This is a genomic window from Tabrizicola sp. (assembly GCF_051645465.1).
Lineage (GTDB): Bacteria > Pseudomonadota > Alphaproteobacteria > Rhodobacterales > Rhodobacteraceae > Tabrizicola.
This window is the reverse complement of the sequence record NZ_JBOFBI010000382.1, coordinates 1-17,310: the sequence shown is the minus strand read 5'-3', so window position 1 is coordinate 17,310 and position 17,310 is coordinate 1. Positions and strand designations below refer to the sequence as shown.

The following is a 17,310-nucleotide window of genomic DNA, read 5'->3' as shown; positions in this document are numbered from 1 at the left end:
TCGCCTCCATCGCCCCCTGGAACTACCCCCTGATGATGATGGCCTGGAAGCTTGGCCCCGCCATCGGCGGCGGCAATACGGTGGTCTTCAAACCTTCCGAGCAGACCCCGCTCACCGCCCTGAAACTCGCCCATATCCTGGCCGAGGTCCTGCCCGAAGGCGTCGTCAGCGTGATCGCGGGCCGTGGCCAGACCGTCGGCAGCTACCTGATCAACCATCCGGGCGTGGACATGATCAGCCTGACCGGAGACGTCGCGACCGGCAAGAAGATGCTCGACGCCGCCGCCAAGACCGTCAAACGCACGCATCTGGAGCTTGGCGGCAAGGCCCCCGTCATCGTCTTCGACGACGCCGATATCGACAGCGTTGTCGAAGGCCTCCGCGCCTTCAGCTTCTACAACGCCGGCCAGGACTGCACCGCCGCCTGCCGGGTCTATGCGGGCCGCAAGGTCTACGACAATCTCGTCGCCGACCTAACCTCCGCCGCCGCCTCGATCACCTTGGCCGCGGAGGACGACACGACCAACGAAATCGGCCCCCTGATCAGCCAACGCCAACGCGACCGCGTGGCAAGCTTCGTCAACCGCGCGCGCGAGCTGAACCACGTCCAGATCACCACCGGCGGCGAGGCGATGGACCAGGGCTACTACTACAAGCCCACCGTCGTCGCCGGGGCCAAGCAGGACGACGAAATCGTCCGCCGCGAAGTCTTCGGCCCCGTCGTCTCGGTCACCCCGTTCTCCGACGTGGACGACGCGGTGAACTGGGCCAACGACAGCGACTACGGCCTGGCCTCATCCGTCTGGACCAAGGACGTCGGCCGGGCGATGGCCACGGCAGCAAGGCTCCGCTACGGCTGCACCTGGATCAACACCCACTTCATGCTGACGAACGAAATGCCCCACGGCGGGCTGAAGCAGAGCGGCTACGGCAAGGACATGTCCGCCTACGCGCTGGAGGACTATACGGTCGTCCGGCATGTGATGGTGAAGCATGGGTGACCGTCCCTCCTCGTTCGCCTTCGGCTCCTCGTCGGAGGCAAGCGAGGAGCGACGAAGTCGAACGACGAGCGTCAGAGGTCGGCAGGCGGAACCGGCGCGCCTTGATCCATGTCTGGGCCAGGCTCTCTCGCTCGCAGGACGCGCTGCCAGATTTCCCCCGCTTTGTCCTGCCCGCGCGGCCACACGCCAGAGAGCATGTACCGGAATCGAGCGCTTTCATTCGCAAGTGCTTCTATCCTGTCAATCACATCAGGTCCATGATCGGCGATGATATCCTCAAGCGCACCTGCCGAAATGCATGAGGCTTGAAACTCGGTAATTGGCTGCCGCGATGCGTTCACAACGCATTCAAGCGCAAGTACGGGCGCTTTCCTGCACATGTGGAACATCAAGTCCCATACCCAGGTGATTTCTTGCTTCGGGTCAGATTCTGGCGCCTCTTCCGGGTGGAAGTCGACATAAAGCAGCGAGAATTGCTCAACGGTCAGTTCATTGGGCACATTCAAGAGTTCTTCCGGTGAGCTGAAACAGAGCGCGTCCGTGATTAGCTCTTTAGGAATCTTCAAGCTTATCACCCTGCCGCATTGTCAAACATCGCATCAGTCCACTGCTTCAAGCTACTCGCTGCCAGTTGTTGCGTGATCATGTAGTGATAATGCCGCCCGTTGCCCGATTTGTCCCACGACAAATCGGGCCGCGCCAGCCTGCCCCTGGCAGGCGCGTTACCGCGGCTGCCCAGGCAGCCCCACCCCGATTTCCAGACCTCTGGTTTGCTACCCCGCACCCTTTGGCCTCCAGCCAACCCCCCGGGTAGCTGTCCACTGGACAGTCACCCGATCAGACAGGGCGCGCCATGTCATGGTGCGGCATCACGAGCTATGGTTTAGTGCTCGCATTACGGCCTTCGACGCCGCCGCAACAGGAGCACCCATGTTCGTCACTCGCACTCTTGCCAGCCTGTCAAGCAAATCCTGCGCAGCGGCGCTTTCGGTGGTCCTGCCCGCCAGCGCTGCCATTGCCGAGGACTACCCCTTTTCCGGGCTCTTCTGGCCGGCGGCAGCTGAAGTGAGCATCGAGAACCTTGACGCCCATTGCGCGCTATCCTTCCTGGAGCAGCGGAAGAACGGCGAATGGTTCATCTATCACGTTGATCTTGAAGAGTTCAGGAAGAGCAAAGCCATCAAGTACTTTCAGCTTGCGAGCGGCAAGTGTACTTACGCGGCGGCGACGAAAGTCGAATCCTGTACCACGATTGAAGACAAGTCTTATCCGGAAGGCGCAGGCCAGGTCTTTCTCGACGTTGTCACATCGATATCCGAAGACCGGGTTGAGACGATGGGCTTTGCAGATTTCCCCGCCCTCATAAGTGCCGTTGTCGACGGAAAGGTCAGTGAGTCCGGCTTGCCGCAGAACTACCTCCGCTGCCCTTACCCCGAAGAGGCGGTCATGTCTCGCGTGGCACCCGAGACTACCAGCGCTTCAGTTGAAGAGCTCGATGCCCTGCGCTTTCCGACGGACGAGCTTCTTTCGAGCCCAGAGGTTAAGGCTCTTGTGCAGGCGTTGCGGACGCCGGGCAATTGATGGCGTAGCATGGGTCCTACACCTCCTCGTTCGCCCTCGGCTCCTCGTCGGAAGCCAGCGAGGAGCGACGAAGTCGAACGACGAGCGCTCGATCTGCCTGATCGCTGAAGCCCGGACCCTTCCCTTTTCCTTCCGTCCCCACCACGATGCACCAAAGGCCTGACGGAAGACAGAACGACATGGACCGCTGCGAAATCGTCCACGAGAACTTCCTGCGACGAGTGGCTGCGCGGGACTTTCCCGAAGGCCAACCCCCCTCCGGTCCGCTTTCCCCAGACGAGGCTATGCAAGCCTTCCGCGCCGGCTGCCTGACCCGCGCGCTTGACCGCGAAAGCCGGGCGATGCAGCGGAAAGGACAGGGCTTTTACACCATTGGCTCCTCGGGTCACGAAGGCCTTGCGGCCGTCGCCCTTGCCCTTCGTCCCACCGACATGGCCTTCCTGCACTACCGCGACGCCGCCTTCCAGATCGCCCGCGCAGGCCAGGTTCCGGGGCAGGACCCGGTCTGGGACATGCTCCTCTCCTTCGCCTCCTCGGCTGAGGACCCGATCTCCGGCGGCAGGCACAAGGTGCTGGGAAGCCGGACGCTGATGATCCCGCCCCAGACCTCGACCATCGCGTCCCACCTGCCCAAAGCGGTCGGCGCCGCCTACTCCATCCAGGCCGCCCGCCGTCACCGCCCCGAACACGCAATTCTGCCTGACGACTCAATCGTCTACTGCAGCTTCGGCGACGCGTCCGTCAACCACTCCACCGCGCAAGGGGCGTTCAACGCGGCCCAGTGGGCAAGCTATCAGTCGGTCCCGATGCCCCTTCTTTTTGTCTGCGAAGACAACGGCATAGGCATCTCCACCAAAACCCCCAAGGGCTGGATCGAGGCCACCTTCTCCGCCCGCCCCGGCCTCAAATACTTCAAGGCCGACGGCCTCGACCTCTACGACACCCACCGCGTCGCAAGCGAAGCGGCAAACTACACCCGCACCCACCGCAAGCCCGCCTTCCTGCACCTCCGCACCATCCGCCTTTACGGCCATGCCGGGGCGGACGTGCCCACAACCTACCTCCCGCGTGAGGAGGTGGAGGCGGAAGAGGCCAACGATCCGCTCCTCCATTCCGTCCGCCTGCTGGATCAGGCCGGGGTGCTAAACCCCGATCAGGCCATGGAAATCTACCGGGAAACCTGTGACCGGGTGTCCCAGACAGCGGCGAAAGCCGTCCAGCGCCCCCGCCTTCAGACCGCCGCCGACGTCATGGCCAGCCTAATCCCGCCGAAACGCCAGAACAAGCCGACCAACGGCCCCACGCCCGAGACGCGGGCCGAAGCTTTCGGCAGCGATCTCAAGGCGATGGACGACCCCCAACCCATGTCGCGCCTCCTGAACTGGGCGCTGACCGACCTGATGCTTGCCCACCGCGAGATCGTGATGATGGGCGAGGATGTCGGCCGCAAGGGCGGGGTCTACGGCGTCACGCAGAAGCTCCACTCCCGCTTCGGCCCCGACCGGATGATCGACACCCTGCTCGACGAACAGTCGATCCTCGGCCTCGCCATCGGCATGGCGCAGAACGGCTTTGTCCCGATGCCCGAGATCCAGTTCCTCGCCTATCTCCACAACGCCGAGGATCAGCTGAGGGGTGAGGCGGCGACACTCCCGTTCTTCTCGAACGGCCAGTTCGCCAACCCCATGGTGCTGCGCATCGCAGGCCTCGGCTACCAGAAGGGCTTCGGCGGGCATTTCCACAACGACAACTCGGTGGCCGTCCTGCGCGACATTCCGGGGGTGATCTTGGCCGTGCCCTCGAACGGTGCGGATGCGGCACGGATGCTGCGGGAATGCGTGCGGCTCGCCAGGGAGGAACAGCGGGTTGTGGTCTTCCTGGAACCCATCGCGCTTTACCCGATGCGCGATCTGCACGCCGACAAGGACGGGCTCTGGATGACCCGCTACCCCGCGCCCGAGGAGCGCATTCCGCTGGGCGAGGTCGGCATCACGGGCAACGGCACCGACCTTGCAATTGTCACCTTCGGGAACGGATTTTACCTTTCCAATCAAGCCCTTCCGGGGATAGAGGCCCAAGGAACCAAGACCCGCATCATCGATACCCGCTGGCTTTCGCCCTTGCCGAAGGCGGCGCTGACGGCGGCGGTTCAGGGGTGCAAACACATCCTGATCGTCGATGAAACCCGTCACTCCGGCGGTGTGGCCGAGGCGCTGATGGCGCATTTCTGCGAAACCACCCCAAAGGCGAAACTGGCCCGCCTGACAGCCAACGACAGCTTCATCGCCACCGGCCCGGCCTATGCGGCCACCATGCCGTCGCGTGAGGCGATTGTCGCAGCCGCCCAGGCGCTAGTCGGATAGGACCCGCTTCAGAACCGCTCGGCCCGCAGGACCTCGGCATCCGTGACACCGATCACCCCGATATGCCGGTCGACCACGGCATAGGCCGCGTCCAGAAGCTCGTCCAGCCGCTCGGGCCGGATCAGACACACGACCGCCACCATCCCGCTGCGGCCGACCTGCCCCTCGCGCGTCCAGCGCCCCGACCGGCCCGAGCCGCCCAGAACCGGCAGCACTGTGAACCCGGTGACCCCGGCCTTTTCCAGCGCCGCGGTCAGCCGCCCCTCCATCGGCGCCTCGATGATGATCTCCACCCGCTTCGCCTTATGCGTCTGCATCTTACCCCCCAAAGGCCTGCGCCACGGCCACCCAGGCCGGAATTCCGATCACGAGATTGAACGGGAAGGTCACGCCCAGCGACAGCGTCAGGTAGATCGACGGGTTCGCATCCGGCAGCGCCACCCGCATCGCGGCAGGCACCGCGATATAGCTCGCCGACCCCGCCAGCACCATCATCAGCGCCACCCCCCCGGTCGAGAGCCCCAGCATAAGCCCCGCCGCCAGCCCGAAGCCCGCCCCGACGATCGGCATAAGCAGACCGAACGCCAGCGCCCCCGCCGTCAACACGCCCCGCGCGTTCCGCATTCCGCGACCGGCCACCAGCCCCATGTCCAGAAGGAACAGGCACAGCACCCCCTGGAACGGCGCCACGATGAACGCCTCGATCCGCGCCATCCCCGGCGCCCCCGTGACAAGCCCGATCAGGAACGACCCGACCAGCAGCACGATCGACCCGTTGAGCAGAATCTCACGCCAGAGGTCCGCATCCATCTTCTCGGCCCGCCCGCCTGACCGCGTGGCGAGGTACAGCGCCGAGATGATCGCAGGCGCCTCCATCGCCGCCGCGACGGCCACCATGTAGCCCTCGGCCGCCAGCCCCGCGCCTTGCACGACCGAGGATGCCGTCACGAAGGTCACGATGCTGATCGACCCGTAATGCGCCGCCACCGCCGCCGCATCGGTGGCCGAAAGCCGGGTCATCGCCTTCAGCAGCCCGAAGGCCACGAAGGGGATGACGAAGGAGAGCGCCACCCCCGCCAGCAGCGCCGCGATCAGCCTGGCGTCAAAGCCGTGGTCGGCAACCGAGACCCCGCCCTTGAAGCCGATCGAGAACAGAAGGTAGATCGACATGCCCTTGGCCACGGCCTCCGGGATCGTCAGCTCGCTCCGTGCCAGCGCCGCGAAAAGCCCCAGCGCAAAGCACAGGATCATCGGCGTCAAGAGGTTGGCGCTTGCGAGCGCCAGCATGTCTTGCATCACTGCCCCCTGTTCAGGCTGGCCCCGTTTTCGCCCGGTATGACGCGACGGCAGGAAAGCGCAAGACCTGACGCAGATAATCCCGTTTCGTTCTTCCCCGACTCGGGGGGGCCTGCTACAGATGGGGGCATGACCGTTCACACCCCCAAGATAACGGGCACCCATGGCCGCCCGGTGATCCGCCAGCTGGACGAGGCGGCAGTGAACCGCATCGCCGCGGGCGAGGTGGTGGAGCGGCCTGCGTCCGCGGTGAAAGAGCTGGTCGAGAACGCCCTTGATGCAGGTGCGGGGCGCATCCAGATCGATATCGCCGATGGTGGCAAAAGCCTGATCCGGGTGACGGATGACGGCTGCGGGATGACGGCGGAGGACCTTCCGTTGGCGCTCTCTCGCCACGCCACGTCCAAGATCGACGGGACGGACCTTCTCGACATCCGCAGCTTCGGCTTCCGGGGCGAGGCGCTGCCAAGCCTTGGAGCTGTGGGCCGCCTGACCATCACGTCCCGTGCCGAAGGCCACCCCGCGGCGCAGCTGTCCTGTGAAGGCAGCCGCCTCTCCCCCGTCCGCCCCGCCGCACTGACCCGCGGCACGGTGGTCGAGCTTCGCGATCTCTTCTTCGCCACCCCCGCGCGCCTGAAATTCCTGCGCTCCGACCGGGCCGAGCTGCAGGCGGTCACCGAGACCGTCCGCCGTCTGGCGATGGCCGAGCCGCTGGTCGGCTTCACCCTTCGCGATGTCAGCGGCGGCGAGGCCCGCACCCTCTTCCGCGCCGACCCACAGTCGGGCGACCTTTTCGACGCGCTGGAAGGGCGCCTCACCGGCGTTCTAGGCCGCGACTTCACCGAAAACGTGCTCCGCATCGACGCCGAACGCGAGGGCCTTCGCCTGCAAGGATATGCCGCGCTTCCCACCTATTCCCGCGGCTCCTCGGCCCAGCAGTACCTCTTCGTCAACGGCCGCCCGGTCCTTGACCGGATGCTCTTCGGCGCGCTGAGGGCCGCCTATTTCGACGTCCTCTCCCGCGACCGCCACCCGGCGGCGGTCCTGAACCTGATCGCCGACCCCCAGCGTGTCGACGTGAACGTCCACCCCGCCAAGGCCGAGGTCCGCTTCCGCGAACCCGATGCCGCGCGGTCCCTTATCATCACCGCCCTGAAATCCGCCCTCACCGGCGCCGGTCACCGTGCCTCCTCCACCGTCGGCACGGCCACGCTGCAGGCCATGCGCCCGGTCTACCAGATGGACCGGCCCAGCCAGCAAAGCCTCTCCCGCGCCTTCGCCTTCCAGGCCCCCGCGCCCGGTTTCGCCGAGGCCCCCCAGGCCGCCGTCTTCCCCTCCGAGGAGTGGTCGAAGACCATCGACGAGGGGCCCGAGGCGCACCCCCTGGGCGCCGCCCGTGCGCAACTCCACGAAAACTACATCGTCGCCCAGACCGCGACCGGCGTGGTCATCGTCGACCAGCACGCCGCCCACGAACGCCTCGTCTACGAACGCCTGAAGCGCCAGATGGCCGAGGCGGGCATCCGTGCCCAGGCCCTCCTCATCCCGGAAATCGTCGAACTGTCCCCCACCGACGCCACCCGCCTCCTCCACGCCGCCCCGGCCCTCGCAAACATCGGCCTGACCATCGAACCCTTCGGCGGCAATGCCATCGCCATCCGCGAGACCCCGGCGATTCTCGGCCCGGTCAACGGAGAAGCCCTCCTCCGCGACATCCTCGATGAACTCACCGACGCGGGCGACACCCAGCTCGTTCAAGCCAGGATCGACGCCATCCTCTCCCGCATGGCCTGCCACGGCTCCGTCCGCTCCGGCCGCCAGATGCGCCCGGAAGAGATGAACGCCCTTCTGCGCGAGATGGAGGCGACCCCCCTCTCCGGCCAATGCAACCACGGCCGCCCGACCTACGTGGAACTGAGCCTTCACGACATCGAACGGCTCTTCGGTCGCCGATGATCACGCTTTTCGGCCAGACCTTCCGCTGGAACGACCCCGAGGTGCTGCTCCTCGGCGGCATCGCCTTGGTGCTCCTCGCCTTCCTGATCCTCATCCTCCGCGCCGCTGGCCGCTCCGCCCAGACCGCCGAGCCGCTGATGCGTGAGGTCACCTGGCTCACCAGCCGCGTCCAGCTTCTCGGCGACGGGCAGGAGCGGCTGGCGGGGGGCCTCCACCACGTCTCCGAAGCCCAGGCCGTCAGCCAGACCGCGATGCTGCAGGTCATGGAACAGCGCCTCGCAGAAGTGCAGCGCGCGATGGGCGAAAGCCTCCACGGCAGCTCGACAAGAACCGCCCGGTCGCTGGGAGAACTCCAGCAGCGGCTGGAGACCATCGACAAGGCGCAGGCGAATATCGAGAAGCTCTCGGGCAATGTCCTCAGCCTGCAGGACATCCTGTCGAACAAGCAGACGCGCGGGGCCTTCGGGGAAATCCAGCTCCATGACATCGTGCAGAAGGCCCTGCCGAAGGACGCCTACACAATGCAGGCGACCCTCTCGAACGGCAAACGCGCCGACTGCCTGATCCACCTGCCGAACCCCCCCGGCCCCATCGTCATCGACGCCAAGTTCCCGCTCGAGGCCTACGAAGCCCTCCGCCGCGCCGACACACCCCGCGCGTTACAAGAGGCCGGGCAGCAACTGCGCACCGCCGTCCGCACCCACATCCGCGCCATCGCCGAACGCTACATCGTCGAAGGCGAAACCGCCGACGGCGCGCTGATGTTCCTGCCCTCGGAAGCGGTCTACGCCGAACTGCACGCGAACTTCCCCGACCTCGTGCGCGAGGGCTTTGCGGTGAAAGTCTGGATCGTCTCGCCCACCACCTGCATGGCGACCCTGAACACGATGCGCGCGGTCCTGAAAGACGCCCGCATGCGCGAACAGGCCGGTGCGATCCGCAAGGAACTCGCCCTCCTCTACGCCGACGTCGACCGCCTCGGCACAAGGGTCGAAAGCCTCGACCGCCACTTCGGCCAGGCGGCGAAGGATATCGAGGACATCAAGGTCTCGTCCGAAAAAGCCGGAAAACGCGCCCGAAGGCTGGACAACTTCGACTTCGAGGAACTGGCCCCCGATCTGGCCCCCGACGATCCCGTGAAAGTCATCGGCCAAAGCGCCGCCGAATGATGCGCCATCTGACACCGGCTGACTATCACGTGATGCCCTGGAAGAACGGCCGCGGGCAGACCGTGGAAATGGTCCGCCAGGATCTTGCAAACGGTCAGATCAACTACCGTCTTTCGATCGCAACTGTCGTCGAGAACGGCCCATTCTCAGTCTTTCCAGGATTGAACCGCAGCCTGACGGTGATCGACGGTCCGGGATTTGACCTGATAGGAGAGCACAATCTCCGGGCTGATCCGCTTGAACCTGTGATGTTTCCTGGTGACGCCCGGATGGTTGCTGCAAACGTCACGGCACCAAGCCAGGATTTCAACGTCATGGCCTGGAAGCCCTTGAGGATGGCGGTATCCGTGGTGCGCCAAGGGCAACTGACGGACTACAGCGGAGAGCTCCTGTTTTACTTCGCTCTCGCTCCGGCGACGGTCGGAGAGTTCGCGCTTGGCAAGCATGACCTTCTCTATGGCCGCCCCAAACAAGTGGTGTCGGGCGGCCCGGTCATTCTTGTCCGACTCGACTGACCCGAACCCAGGCCGATTGCGATCGTCTGCCGCCGGGTGCAATATCGCTGAAGTCAATGGGAGGACTCGCGATGCTCGACCATGTGGGCTACCCGGTTTCGGACTACCTCCGATCGAAAGACTTCTACAGCAAGGCGCTCGCCCCGCTCGGCTGCCGCCTGCTGATGGAAATCACCAATGAGCAAACAGGCGGGGACGGCGACCACGCCGGGTTCGGAGACGAACATCCGGACTTCTGGATCGGCACAGGCAAACCGCAAGCCACCAACACGCACGTGGCCTTCACCGCGAAAAGCCGTGCCGAAGTCGATGCGTTCCACGCGGCGGCTTTGGCGGCGGGCGGCACCGACAACGGTGCGCCGGGCCTTCGGCCGCATTATCACGCCACCTACTACGCGGCTTTCGTGCTTGATCCGGACGGCAACAATGTCGAGGCCGTCTGTCACGACCCAGCGTAAGCCGATCTGACCCGGCTCAAATCCTGAACAACGGCTGCGCCAACCGTGGCAGCAGCCCGCGGAACCGCAGCGGAGCATCCGTGGCGGCCAGGCAGATGCAATCCTCGCCCGCAAGTGCCACCGGGGTATGCTCCAGGTCTTCATCGGCGATCTCGACATCGCCCCGGCTGAACCGGTCGTTCTGGTCGGCAAAGGCGCCCTGCAGCACCAGCGTCAGCTCTGTGCCGCGGTGGCCATGGTCGGGGACGGCAGTTCCAGCCGGGATGAACAGCAAACGAACCGTCGCGTCGGGGCCGGTCGGCAGAATGGCCTGCTTCACCCCACCGCCAACCCGCCGCCAGCGGACCGACGCCAGATCGCCCCCGACATAATCGGCCAACGGCGCCGGAAAGACCCCGGCGGATTTCAAAGGCTCGGACCGCGTCGCCTGCGGCAGCCCCTGGATTCGGGTCAAAGCCTCGGCCAGGGCGTCTTCGCCCATCGCGATCTCGTCCGCGTCCTCCAGCAGTGCCCCGCCAACTGCATCGAATGACGCCAGCTGCGCCCGGCACTCGTCACACAGCGACACGTGGGTCGCGACGACCAGGTTGAACGCCTCGGGCAACTGACCGGCCGCGTAGGCCATCAGCAGCTGATCCGAAAGATGGTGGCGTATCGTCATTTCGTCTTCGTCCTTCAACTCATGTGCTGACGCAATTTCTCCAGCGCCAGTCGTATACGCGATTTTATTGTCCCCAGCGGAAGGCCCGTTTCGGCAGCGATCTCGCTGTGCGAGAGGTCGCCGTAGAAGGCCCGTTCGATCAGTGTCCTCTGCGGCGCGGGCAGCGCTTGCAACGCGCGTCCCAGCCGCTCGGTCTCTTGCTGGGCCTCCATCACCTCGGCCTGGTCAGGCTCTGGCTCGGGGCCCCAATCCAGCTCCTCCGGTTCCGCCCGGCGCGAGCGGCGCAGGACGTCGATCCGGCGGTTTCGGGCAATCGTGTAGACCCAGGTCGACACGCTGGCCCGCGCGGGGTCGAAGAGATGCGCCTTCTGCCACAGCGTCGCCATGACATCCTGCGCGCATTCCTCTGCCAGACCGGCCCCCGCTCCCGACTTGATCAGAAAGCCCTTCACCCTGGGGGCAAAGTGCCGGAACAGGGCCGCAAACGCCGCCTTGTCCTGATGGTCGCGCACCTTCACCAGAAGGCTGGCCAGGTCTGTTTCTTCCTCCGCAATCGCCAATGAACCGTCCCTCTTCTGGCGCAGGCCTGACCGTAATACCGCCCTAGCTGGGGGCGGTTGGCAAGCCTGCTCCGTCATAACGGTTATGCTGGCATCAAGCATCATGGCTTTTCTACGCAGGCAGTCCGCGGTCGGATCACTTTCAGGCGAATTGGAGCGCTGGGGCAACACGTCAAGACCAAATGTCAACTTCGTTTGACAGAAATTTGGCATCTGCCACGTTGCCCTAAACTGACACGAAACTTCCGCCGACTGCACACCATAGATCACGGGCAAGTGGGTGATCCGATCCACGGCACCGCGCGTAACCACTGGAAACGAGGGAAGGAACTCACCCGAATGCCGTTCGAGAAGTTAGGCCAGGCTCCCCGCCGCATCGCTGTTATCGGAGGGGGCATCTCAGGCATGGCCGCCGCCCACCTTCTGGCCGACCGCAACTCGGTCGTGCTGTTCGAGGCCGAGCCGCGCCTCGGCGGCCACGCCCGCACGGTGCTGGCGGGCAAACGCAAGGACCAGCCGGTCGATACCGGCTTCATCGTTTTCAACCGGGTGAACTATCCGCACCTCGTCAAGCTCTTCGAAAAGCTCCAGGTCCCCACCACTGAAAGCAGCATGTCCTTCGGCGCCTCGATCCGGGGTGGCGCGCTGGAATACGGGCTTGCGTCCGTAGACACGATCTTCGCCCAGCGCCGCAACGCTTTCTCACCGAATTTCCTGCGGATGTTGTCCGACATCCTCCACTTCAACCGCAACGCCGAGGCGGTCGCGAACGACCCCGCCATGACGATCCGTGAGCTTCTGGGCCGCCTGCGCACCGGCGCCTGGTTCCGCGACCATTACATCACCCCCTTCTCGGGCGCGATCTGGTCGACCCCCACCGCCGGCATCCTCGACTTCCCCGCCGCGGCCTTGGTACGCTTTTTCCGCAACCACGCGCTGATGGGCTACGATGGCCAGCACCAGTGGTACACGGTCAAGGGCGGCTCGGTCGAATATGTCCGCCGCCTGCAGTCGGCGATGACGGCCCAGGGCGTCGATATCCGCACCGGCACCCCCGTCGCAGGCGTCAAGCGCGAAGCGGGGTCGGTCTTCGTCCGCGCCCACGGCGCCGAGTGGGAGCTTTTCGACGATGTCGTCTTCGCCACCCATTCCGACATCACCCTGCGCCTTCTGTCCGACGGCACGCCCGCAGAAACCGGTGCCCTTGCCGCAATCCGCTATCAGGCGAACGAGGCGGTGCTGCACGCCGACGCCTCGCTGATGCCGAAGTCGCGCAAGGTCTGGTCGTCCTGGTCCTATGTCGAGCCGAAAACCGGCCCCGGCGACCGGATCGACCTGACCTACTGGATGAACTCGCTGCAGCCGATCCCGCAGGATGACCCCTTGTTCGTGACGCTGAACACCACCCGCCCGATCCGGGACAAGCTGATCCACGACGTCAACACCTTCCACCACCCGGTCTTCGACGTGGCAGCCTTCGCCGCGCAGGATCGCCTGCGGACGATGAACGGCAGCCGCAACACCTGGTTCTGCGGCGCCTGGATGCGGAATGGGTTCCACGAAGACGGCTTCGCCTCGGCGGTCGACGTCGTCAACGCCATGGCCGAACGCCAGGCACTGCGGCTCGTCGCATGACAGCGGTCCAGCGCATCCGGGCCGAGACCTTCCACGGCCGCAAAGGCCCGGTCCAGAACGCGTTCCGCTATTCGGTGGACTACATCCTGCTGGACCCCGCCAAAGCCAAAGGCCCCGCGCTATTCTCGGTCAATGCCGGAAACCTGATGTCGCTTCAGGACAGCGACCATGGCGGCGCACCGGGGCAGGGCAGGGGCGTCGACTGGGCGCGCGAGATCCTTCTCGAACATGGCCTCGCCGCCGACCGCGTGCTCCTCCTCGCCCAGCCCCGGCTTCTCGGCCATGTCTTCAACCCGGTAAGCTTCTGGCTGTCCTACGACCACCGCGGCCACCTCCGCGCCGTGATCGCCGAGGTCACCAACACCTACGGCGACCGCCATTCCTACCTCTGCCACCGTGAGGATCGCGCGCCGATCACCAGGGAAGACACGATCCAGGCCCAGAAGATCTTCCATGTCTCGCCCTTCCAGCCGGTCCAAGGGACCTACGCCTTCCGCTTCGACCTCCGCCCCGACCGGATCGGCATCTGGATCGACTACACCACGCCCGGCGGCGGCCTTTTCACCAACCTCATCGGCCCCCGCGAGGCCCTGACCAACCGCGGCATCCTCGCCTCCGCCCTGCGCCGCCCCTTCGGTTCTCGCCGGGTGCTGGCTCTGATCCACTGGCAAGCCCTGAAGCTCTGGCTGAAACGGGCCAAGTTCAACAACCGCCCCGCGCCCCCCGCCGAAGACGTCTCACGATGACACTCCGCAAGGCGCCGGGCGGCACCTACCCTAAAGCCTTTCATCTTTGCCCAAATATCCCCGCCGGAGGCTCTTCACCCCAGCCCGCCGCGCGCCCTTCACGCCCCGAGGCGAGACAAAAGGCCCACGCGGCATACCTCCAGTCCTGCCGTCGTCACCTGCCGTCCCTTCGGCTTGCACGGCCTGTTGCAGCTGGCCCGCCCGGAAGCGCTGAACCTCTGGCGCAGGCGCTTGCACATCCAGCCCGGCAACGCCCCCACTGCCGAATACGTCACGAGATGGCCCACCGCCCAGGTCCAGATCCTGCTCACCCCACATCTTTCCCTTCCCCAAATATCCCCGCCGGAGGCCCTTCACCCCAGCCGACAGCGCGCCCTTCACGCCCAGAGGCGAGACAAAAGGCCCACGCGGCATGCGTCCTGTCCTGCCGTCGTCACCTGCCGTCCCTTCGCCTTGCACCGCCTGTCGCAGCTCGCCCGCCCGGAAGCGCTGCACCTTTGGCCCAGGCGCTTGCACATCCAACCCGGCAACGCCCCCACTGCCGAATACGTCACAAGATGGCCCACCGCCCAGGTCCAAATCCTGCTCACCCCACGTCTTTCCCTTCCCCAAATATCCCCGCCGGAGGCTCTTCACCCGAGCCGGTTGCGCGTTCTTCACGCGCAGAGGCGAGACAAAAGGCTTGCGCGGAACGCGCTCAATATGAAAACCGTCCGCACCACGCGGCACCGTATCGATGACAGAACGCCTCGCCGCCTGGTCGCTCTTCGCAGCACTCATCGCGATGGCTGGCCTGCCGATCTACATCCATGCCCCCAAGTTCTACGTCGACACCTTCGGCATCTCGCTCGCCGCCATGGGCTTCACCCTCGCCGCCCTCCGCCTGATCGACGTCGTGCAGGACCCACTCCTCGGCTGGCTGGCCGAGGCGACGCGCCCCAGCCGCCGCCTGGGCATCGCCCTTGCCACCGCCCTCATGGCCGCCTCCATGGCCGCCCTCTTCGCCGTCGCCCCTCCCTTCGCCCCCCTCCTCTGGTTCGCGCTCTGCCTGACCGGCCTCTTCAGCGCCTTCTCCTTCCTCACCATCTGCTTTTACGCCGAGGGCGTGACCAAGGCCCAAACCCTCGGCCCCCAGGGCCACATCCGCCTCGCCGGCTGGCGTGAGGGCGGCTCGCTGCTCGGCGTCTGCCTTGCCGCCGTGGCCCCGGTCGCCCTGATCGCGCTCACAAACCAGCCCTTCGCCACCTTCGCCCTGGTCTTCGCCGCCATCGCCCTGATCGCCACTATCGCCATGCACCGCGAATGGCTGGGCCGCCCCGCCACCCCGGCGCCAAACCCCATCGCCCTCTTCCGCCCCGTCCTCGCCGACCCGCTCTCCCGCCGCCTCCTCCTGATCGCGCTCCTGAACGCCGCCCCGGTCGCCGTCACCTCCACCCTCTTCCTCTTCTTCGTCGAAAGCCGCCTCGCGAGCCCCGGCTACGAAGGCCCGCTCCTCCTCCTCTTCTTCCTCGCCGCCGCCCTCTCCACCCCGGTCTGGAGCTACCTCGCCCGCCGCTTCACACCGAAGCCCGTGCTCCTGTCAGCCATGACCCTCGCGATCGCGGCCTTCCTCTGGACCTACACGCTCGGCCCCGGCGACCTCATCCCCTTCGCCATCATCTGCGCTGCCTCCGGTGCAGCCCTCGGCGCCGACCTCACCCTCCTCCCCGCGCTCTTCGCCACCCGCCTGGCCCAGACCGGCACACCCGAAGCCGCGGCTTTCGGGCTTTGGTCCTTCGTCTCCAAACTTTCCCTCGCCCTCGCCGCCCTGATCATCCTCCCGGCCCTCGATGCCGCAGGGTTCCAGCCTGGCCTCACCAACTCCGACAGTGCCCTTCGCACGCTCACACTGATCTACGCGGGCCTTCCTTGCGTACTTAAGGTCATCGCAATCGCTCTTCTCGCCGCAACCCGGCTTTCAGACCCCACCAAGGACGCCGCATCGTGAACCTCTTTGCCTATGCCATTCTCGGCGAGCTGATCATCCTCGCCCTGATCGTGCTTCGCAGCCGCTACGCCTCGTTCCGGGCGCAGTCGCCCGAGGATTACGCAGAGCAGGGGCCGACCTTCGACCTCCGCCAGCACCTGTCGGGACCCATCCAGTGTGAAGGCGTGATCTTCGGGCCCCTGGGCCGAGTAACCTCGCGCTTCGTTGCTGACATGAACGGCGATTGGCAGGGCAACACCGGCACGCTGGCCGAGGTCTTCCATTATGACAGCGGCTCGATCCAGCACCGCGCCTGGACCCTGGCCGTCGACGAAGGCGGCAACATCACCGCCACCGCGCCCGACGTCGTGGGCAAGGGCCAGGGCCGTGTCGAGGGGTCCAGCGTCATGCTCCGCTACCGCATCCGCCTCACACCCGAAGCCGGGGGCCATGTCCTCGACGTGACCGACTGGATGTACCTGATGGAGAACGGCACGATCATGAACCGCTCCCAGTTCCGCAAATTCGGCTTCAAGGTCGCCGAGCTCGTCGCCACCATGCGCCCGGTCCCCGCCGCCGCCGCCCAGACGCCCTTCCTCGCCGCCGCCGAATGAGGGATTTCCGCGGCAAGCGCTACTGGCTCGTCGGCGCATCCGAAGGTCTGGGCCTGGCGCTCGCAAAGGAACTGAGCACCGCCGGCGCCGAACTCATCCTCTCGGCCCGCAGCGAAGACGCCCTGAAAGCCGCCGTCGCCAGCCTTCCCGGAAAAGCCACCGCCCTGCCGCTCGACGTGGGCTCGACCGACAGCGTCACCGCCGCCGCCGCCCAACTCCCCGACCTCGACGGGATGGTCTTTCTTGCCGGAGTCTACTGGCCGATGCGCGCGCAGGACTGGGATGCCAAGGCCGCCGAAGCGATGGCCAACATAAACTTCACCGGCTGCATGCGTGCGGTCGGCGCAGCGCTCCCCGGCATGGTCGCCAAAGGCCAGGGCCACATCGTGATCACCGGCTCGCTCTCCGGCTTCCGCGGCCTGCCCGGAGCCATCGGCTACGCCGCCTCCAAGGCCGGAACCATGGTGCTGGCCGAAAGCCTCTACGCCGACCTGCGCAAGACCAGCATCGCCGTGCAACTCGCCAACCCCGGCTTCATCCGCACCCGTCTGACGGCCAAGAACGATTTCACCATGCCCTTCATCATGGACCCGGACGAAGCCGCCCGCATCATGTTCCGCCACATGGCCAGCAACCGCTTCAAGGTCAGCTTCCCCACGCTCTTCAGCCTGCTTTTCCGAGGCGGCAACTTCCTGCCCGACTGGCTCTACTACCGCATGTTCCCACCCAAGTAACTCATTAAAATATAACTAAAATTGTGCCTGCTCTTTTGAGAAATACTCCACGGGG

Annotated in this window: 17 protein-coding genes; 12 read left to right on the top strand and 5 right to left on the bottom strand. The window is 65.7% G+C overall.

The features are described 5' to 3' along the window. A partial coding sequence (locus tag ACRCSW_RS23410) for an aldehyde dehydrogenase family protein (RefSeq protein ID WP_438708060.1) occupies window positions 1–1,001 on the top strand: 1,001 nt, incomplete at its 5' end. A gap of 71 nt (window positions 1,002–1,072) precedes the next feature. Here ACRCSW_RS23410 and ACRCSW_RS23405 read toward each other — a convergent pair. Then, window positions 1,073–1,567 carry a DUF6869 domain-containing protein gene (locus ACRCSW_RS23405; protein WP_438708059.1) on the bottom strand — a complete coding sequence of 165 codons (495 nt, stop codon included), beginning with the start codon at window positions 1,565–1,567 and terminating at the stop codon, window positions 1,073–1,075. Window positions 1,568–1,859: 292 nt separating this feature from the next. Here ACRCSW_RS23405 and ACRCSW_RS23400 point away from each other — a divergent pair, with 292 nt between their 5' ends. Both ACRCSW_RS23400 and ACRCSW_RS23395 read left to right on the top strand, forming a co-directional pair. Next, window positions 1,860–2,582 (top strand): hypothetical protein, encoded by a 723-nt coding sequence (locus tag ACRCSW_RS23400; RefSeq protein WP_438708058.1) that lies wholly within the window; start codon window positions 1,860–1,862, stop codon window positions 2,580–2,582. Window positions 2,583–2,761: 179 nt separating this feature from the next. After that, the gene (locus ACRCSW_RS23395; RefSeq protein WP_438708057.1) at window positions 2,762–4,945 is read left to right on the top strand and encodes a dehydrogenase E1 component subunit alpha/beta; all 2,184 of its coding nucleotides are present in this window, start codon (window positions 2,762–2,764) and stop codon (window positions 4,943–4,945) included. A gap of 8 nt (window positions 4,946–4,953) precedes the next feature. Here the strand turns inward: ACRCSW_RS23395 and ACRCSW_RS23390 are convergent, their stop codons facing one another. Beyond that, window positions 4,954–5,262, bottom strand: coding sequence for a P-II family nitrogen regulator (locus ACRCSW_RS23390; RefSeq protein ID WP_438708056.1), 309 nt, complete (start codon window positions 5,260–5,262; stop codon window positions 4,954–4,956). 1 nt (window position 5,263) lies between these two features. Beyond that, window positions 5,264–6,241, bottom strand: coding sequence for a sodium-dependent bicarbonate transport family permease (locus ACRCSW_RS23385; RefSeq protein WP_438708055.1), 978 nt, complete (start codon window positions 6,239–6,241; stop codon window positions 5,264–5,266). 129 nt (window positions 6,242–6,370) lie between these two features. Between ACRCSW_RS23385 and mutL the strand changes: the two genes are divergently transcribed. The 4 genes from mutL to ACRCSW_RS23365 all read left to right on the top strand — a co-directional run bounded on the left by mutL (window position 6,371) and on the right by ACRCSW_RS23365 (window position 10,339). Further along, a complete protein-coding gene (mutL, locus tag ACRCSW_RS23380; RefSeq protein WP_438708054.1) occupies window positions 6,371–8,197 on the top strand; it encodes a DNA mismatch repair endonuclease MutL in 1,827 nt (608 codons plus the stop codon). Beyond that, window positions 8,194–9,366, top strand: coding sequence for a DNA recombination protein RmuC (locus ACRCSW_RS23375; protein WP_438708053.1), 1,173 nt, complete (start codon window positions 8,194–8,196; stop codon window positions 9,364–9,366). Before mutL ends, ACRCSW_RS23375 begins: the two co-directional genes overlap by 4 nt. Beyond that, complete coding sequence (locus ACRCSW_RS23370) at window positions 9,363–9,881, top strand: HutD/Ves family protein (protein ID WP_438708052.1); 519 nt, start codon at window positions 9,363–9,365, stop codon at window positions 9,879–9,881. Before ACRCSW_RS23375 ends, ACRCSW_RS23370 begins: the two co-directional genes overlap by 4 nt. A gap of 71 nt (window positions 9,882–9,952) precedes the next feature. Then, the gene (locus ACRCSW_RS23365; RefSeq protein WP_438708051.1) at window positions 9,953–10,339 is read left to right on the top strand and encodes a VOC family protein; all 387 of its coding nucleotides are present in this window, start codon (window positions 9,953–9,955) and stop codon (window positions 10,337–10,339) included. A 16-nt stretch (window positions 10,340–10,355) separates the two neighbouring features. Here ACRCSW_RS23365 and ACRCSW_RS23360 read toward each other — a convergent pair whose 3' ends face one another. Both ACRCSW_RS23360 and ACRCSW_RS23355 read right to left on the bottom strand, forming a co-directional pair. After that, window positions 10,356–11,000, bottom strand: coding sequence for a ChrR family anti-sigma-E factor (locus ACRCSW_RS23360; protein ID WP_438708050.1), 645 nt, complete (start codon window positions 10,998–11,000; stop codon window positions 10,356–10,358). Window positions 11,001–11,014: 14 nt separating this feature from the next. Continuing rightward, a complete protein-coding gene (locus ACRCSW_RS23355) occupies window positions 11,015–11,560 on the bottom strand; it encodes a sigma-70 family RNA polymerase sigma factor (protein ID WP_438708049.1) in 546 nt (181 codons plus the stop codon). A gap of 339 nt (window positions 11,561–11,899) precedes the next feature. Between ACRCSW_RS23355 and ACRCSW_RS23350 the strand changes: the two genes are divergently transcribed. The 5 genes from ACRCSW_RS23350 to ACRCSW_RS23330 all read left to right on the top strand — a co-directional run bounded on the left by ACRCSW_RS23350 (window position 11,900) and on the right by ACRCSW_RS23330 (window position 17,255). After that, a complete protein-coding gene (locus ACRCSW_RS23350) occupies window positions 11,900–13,195 on the top strand; it encodes an NAD(P)/FAD-dependent oxidoreductase (RefSeq protein ID WP_438708048.1) in 1,296 nt (431 codons plus the stop codon). Then, window positions 13,192–13,941 carry a DUF1365 domain-containing protein gene (locus ACRCSW_RS23345; RefSeq protein ID WP_438708047.1) on the top strand — a complete coding sequence of 250 codons (750 nt, stop codon included), beginning with the start codon at window positions 13,192–13,194 and terminating at the stop codon, window positions 13,939–13,941. The genes ACRCSW_RS23350 and ACRCSW_RS23345 overlap by 4 nt, the downstream gene beginning before the upstream one ends. Before the next feature lie 736 nt (window positions 13,942–14,677). Further along, the gene (locus ACRCSW_RS23340; protein WP_438708046.1) at window positions 14,678–15,928 is read left to right on the top strand and encodes an MFS transporter; all 1,251 of its coding nucleotides are present in this window, start codon (window positions 14,678–14,680) and stop codon (window positions 15,926–15,928) included. Further along, on the top strand, window positions 15,925–16,521 hold the full coding sequence (locus tag ACRCSW_RS23335; RefSeq protein ID WP_438708045.1) for a DUF3833 domain-containing protein: 597 nt from the start codon (window positions 15,925–15,927) through the stop codon (window positions 16,519–16,521). The genes ACRCSW_RS23340 and ACRCSW_RS23335 overlap by 4 nt, the downstream gene beginning before the upstream one ends. Beyond that, window positions 16,518–17,255, top strand: a complete 738-nt coding sequence (locus tag ACRCSW_RS23330) for an SDR family NAD(P)-dependent oxidoreductase (RefSeq protein ID WP_438708044.1) — start codon at window positions 16,518–16,520, stop codon at window positions 17,253–17,255. The genes ACRCSW_RS23335 and ACRCSW_RS23330 overlap by 4 nt, the downstream gene beginning before the upstream one ends. Window positions 17,256–17,310 lie beyond the last annotated feature (55 nt).

Excerpts from the sequence above, each read along its gene's own strand:
- ACRCSW_RS23400 (WP_438708058.1), top strand. The coding sequence starts at position 1,860 with ATGGTGCGGCATCACGAGCTATGGTTTAGTGCTCGCATTACGGCCTTC.
- ACRCSW_RS23395 (WP_438708057.1), top strand. The coding sequence starts at position 2,762 with ATGGACCGCTGCGAAATCGTCCACGAGAACTTCCTGCGACGAGTGGCT.
- ACRCSW_RS23390 (WP_438708056.1), bottom strand. The coding sequence starts at position 5,262 with ATGCAGACGCATAAGGCGAAGCGGGTGGAGATCATCATCGAGGCGCCG.
- ACRCSW_RS23385 (WP_438708055.1), bottom strand. The coding sequence starts at position 6,241 with ATGCAAGACATGCTGGCGCTCGCAAGCGCCAACCTCTTGACGCCGATG.
- mutL (WP_438708054.1), top strand. The coding sequence starts at position 6,371 with ATGACCGTTCACACCCCCAAGATAACGGGCACCCATGGCCGCCCGGTG.
- ACRCSW_RS23375 (WP_438708053.1), top strand. The coding sequence starts at position 8,194 with ATGATCACGCTTTTCGGCCAGACCTTCCGCTGGAACGACCCCGAGGTG.
- ACRCSW_RS23370 (WP_438708052.1), top strand. The coding sequence starts at position 9,363 with ATGATGCGCCATCTGACACCGGCTGACTATCACGTGATGCCCTGGAAG.
- ACRCSW_RS23365 (WP_438708051.1), top strand. The coding sequence starts at position 9,953 with ATGCTCGACCATGTGGGCTACCCGGTTTCGGACTACCTCCGATCGAAA.
- ACRCSW_RS23360 (WP_438708050.1), bottom strand. The coding sequence starts at position 11,000 with ATGACGATACGCCACCATCTTTCGGATCAGCTGCTGATGGCCTACGCG.
- ACRCSW_RS23350 (WP_438708048.1), top strand. The coding sequence starts at position 11,900 with ATGCCGTTCGAGAAGTTAGGCCAGGCTCCCCGCCGCATCGCTGTTATC.
- ACRCSW_RS23345 (WP_438708047.1), top strand. The coding sequence starts at position 13,192 with ATGACAGCGGTCCAGCGCATCCGGGCCGAGACCTTCCACGGCCGCAAA.
- ACRCSW_RS23340 (WP_438708046.1), top strand. The coding sequence starts at position 14,678 with ATGACAGAACGCCTCGCCGCCTGGTCGCTCTTCGCAGCACTCATCGCG.
- ACRCSW_RS23330 (WP_438708044.1), top strand. The coding sequence starts at position 16,518 with ATGAGGGATTTCCGCGGCAAGCGCTACTGGCTCGTCGGCGCATCCGAA.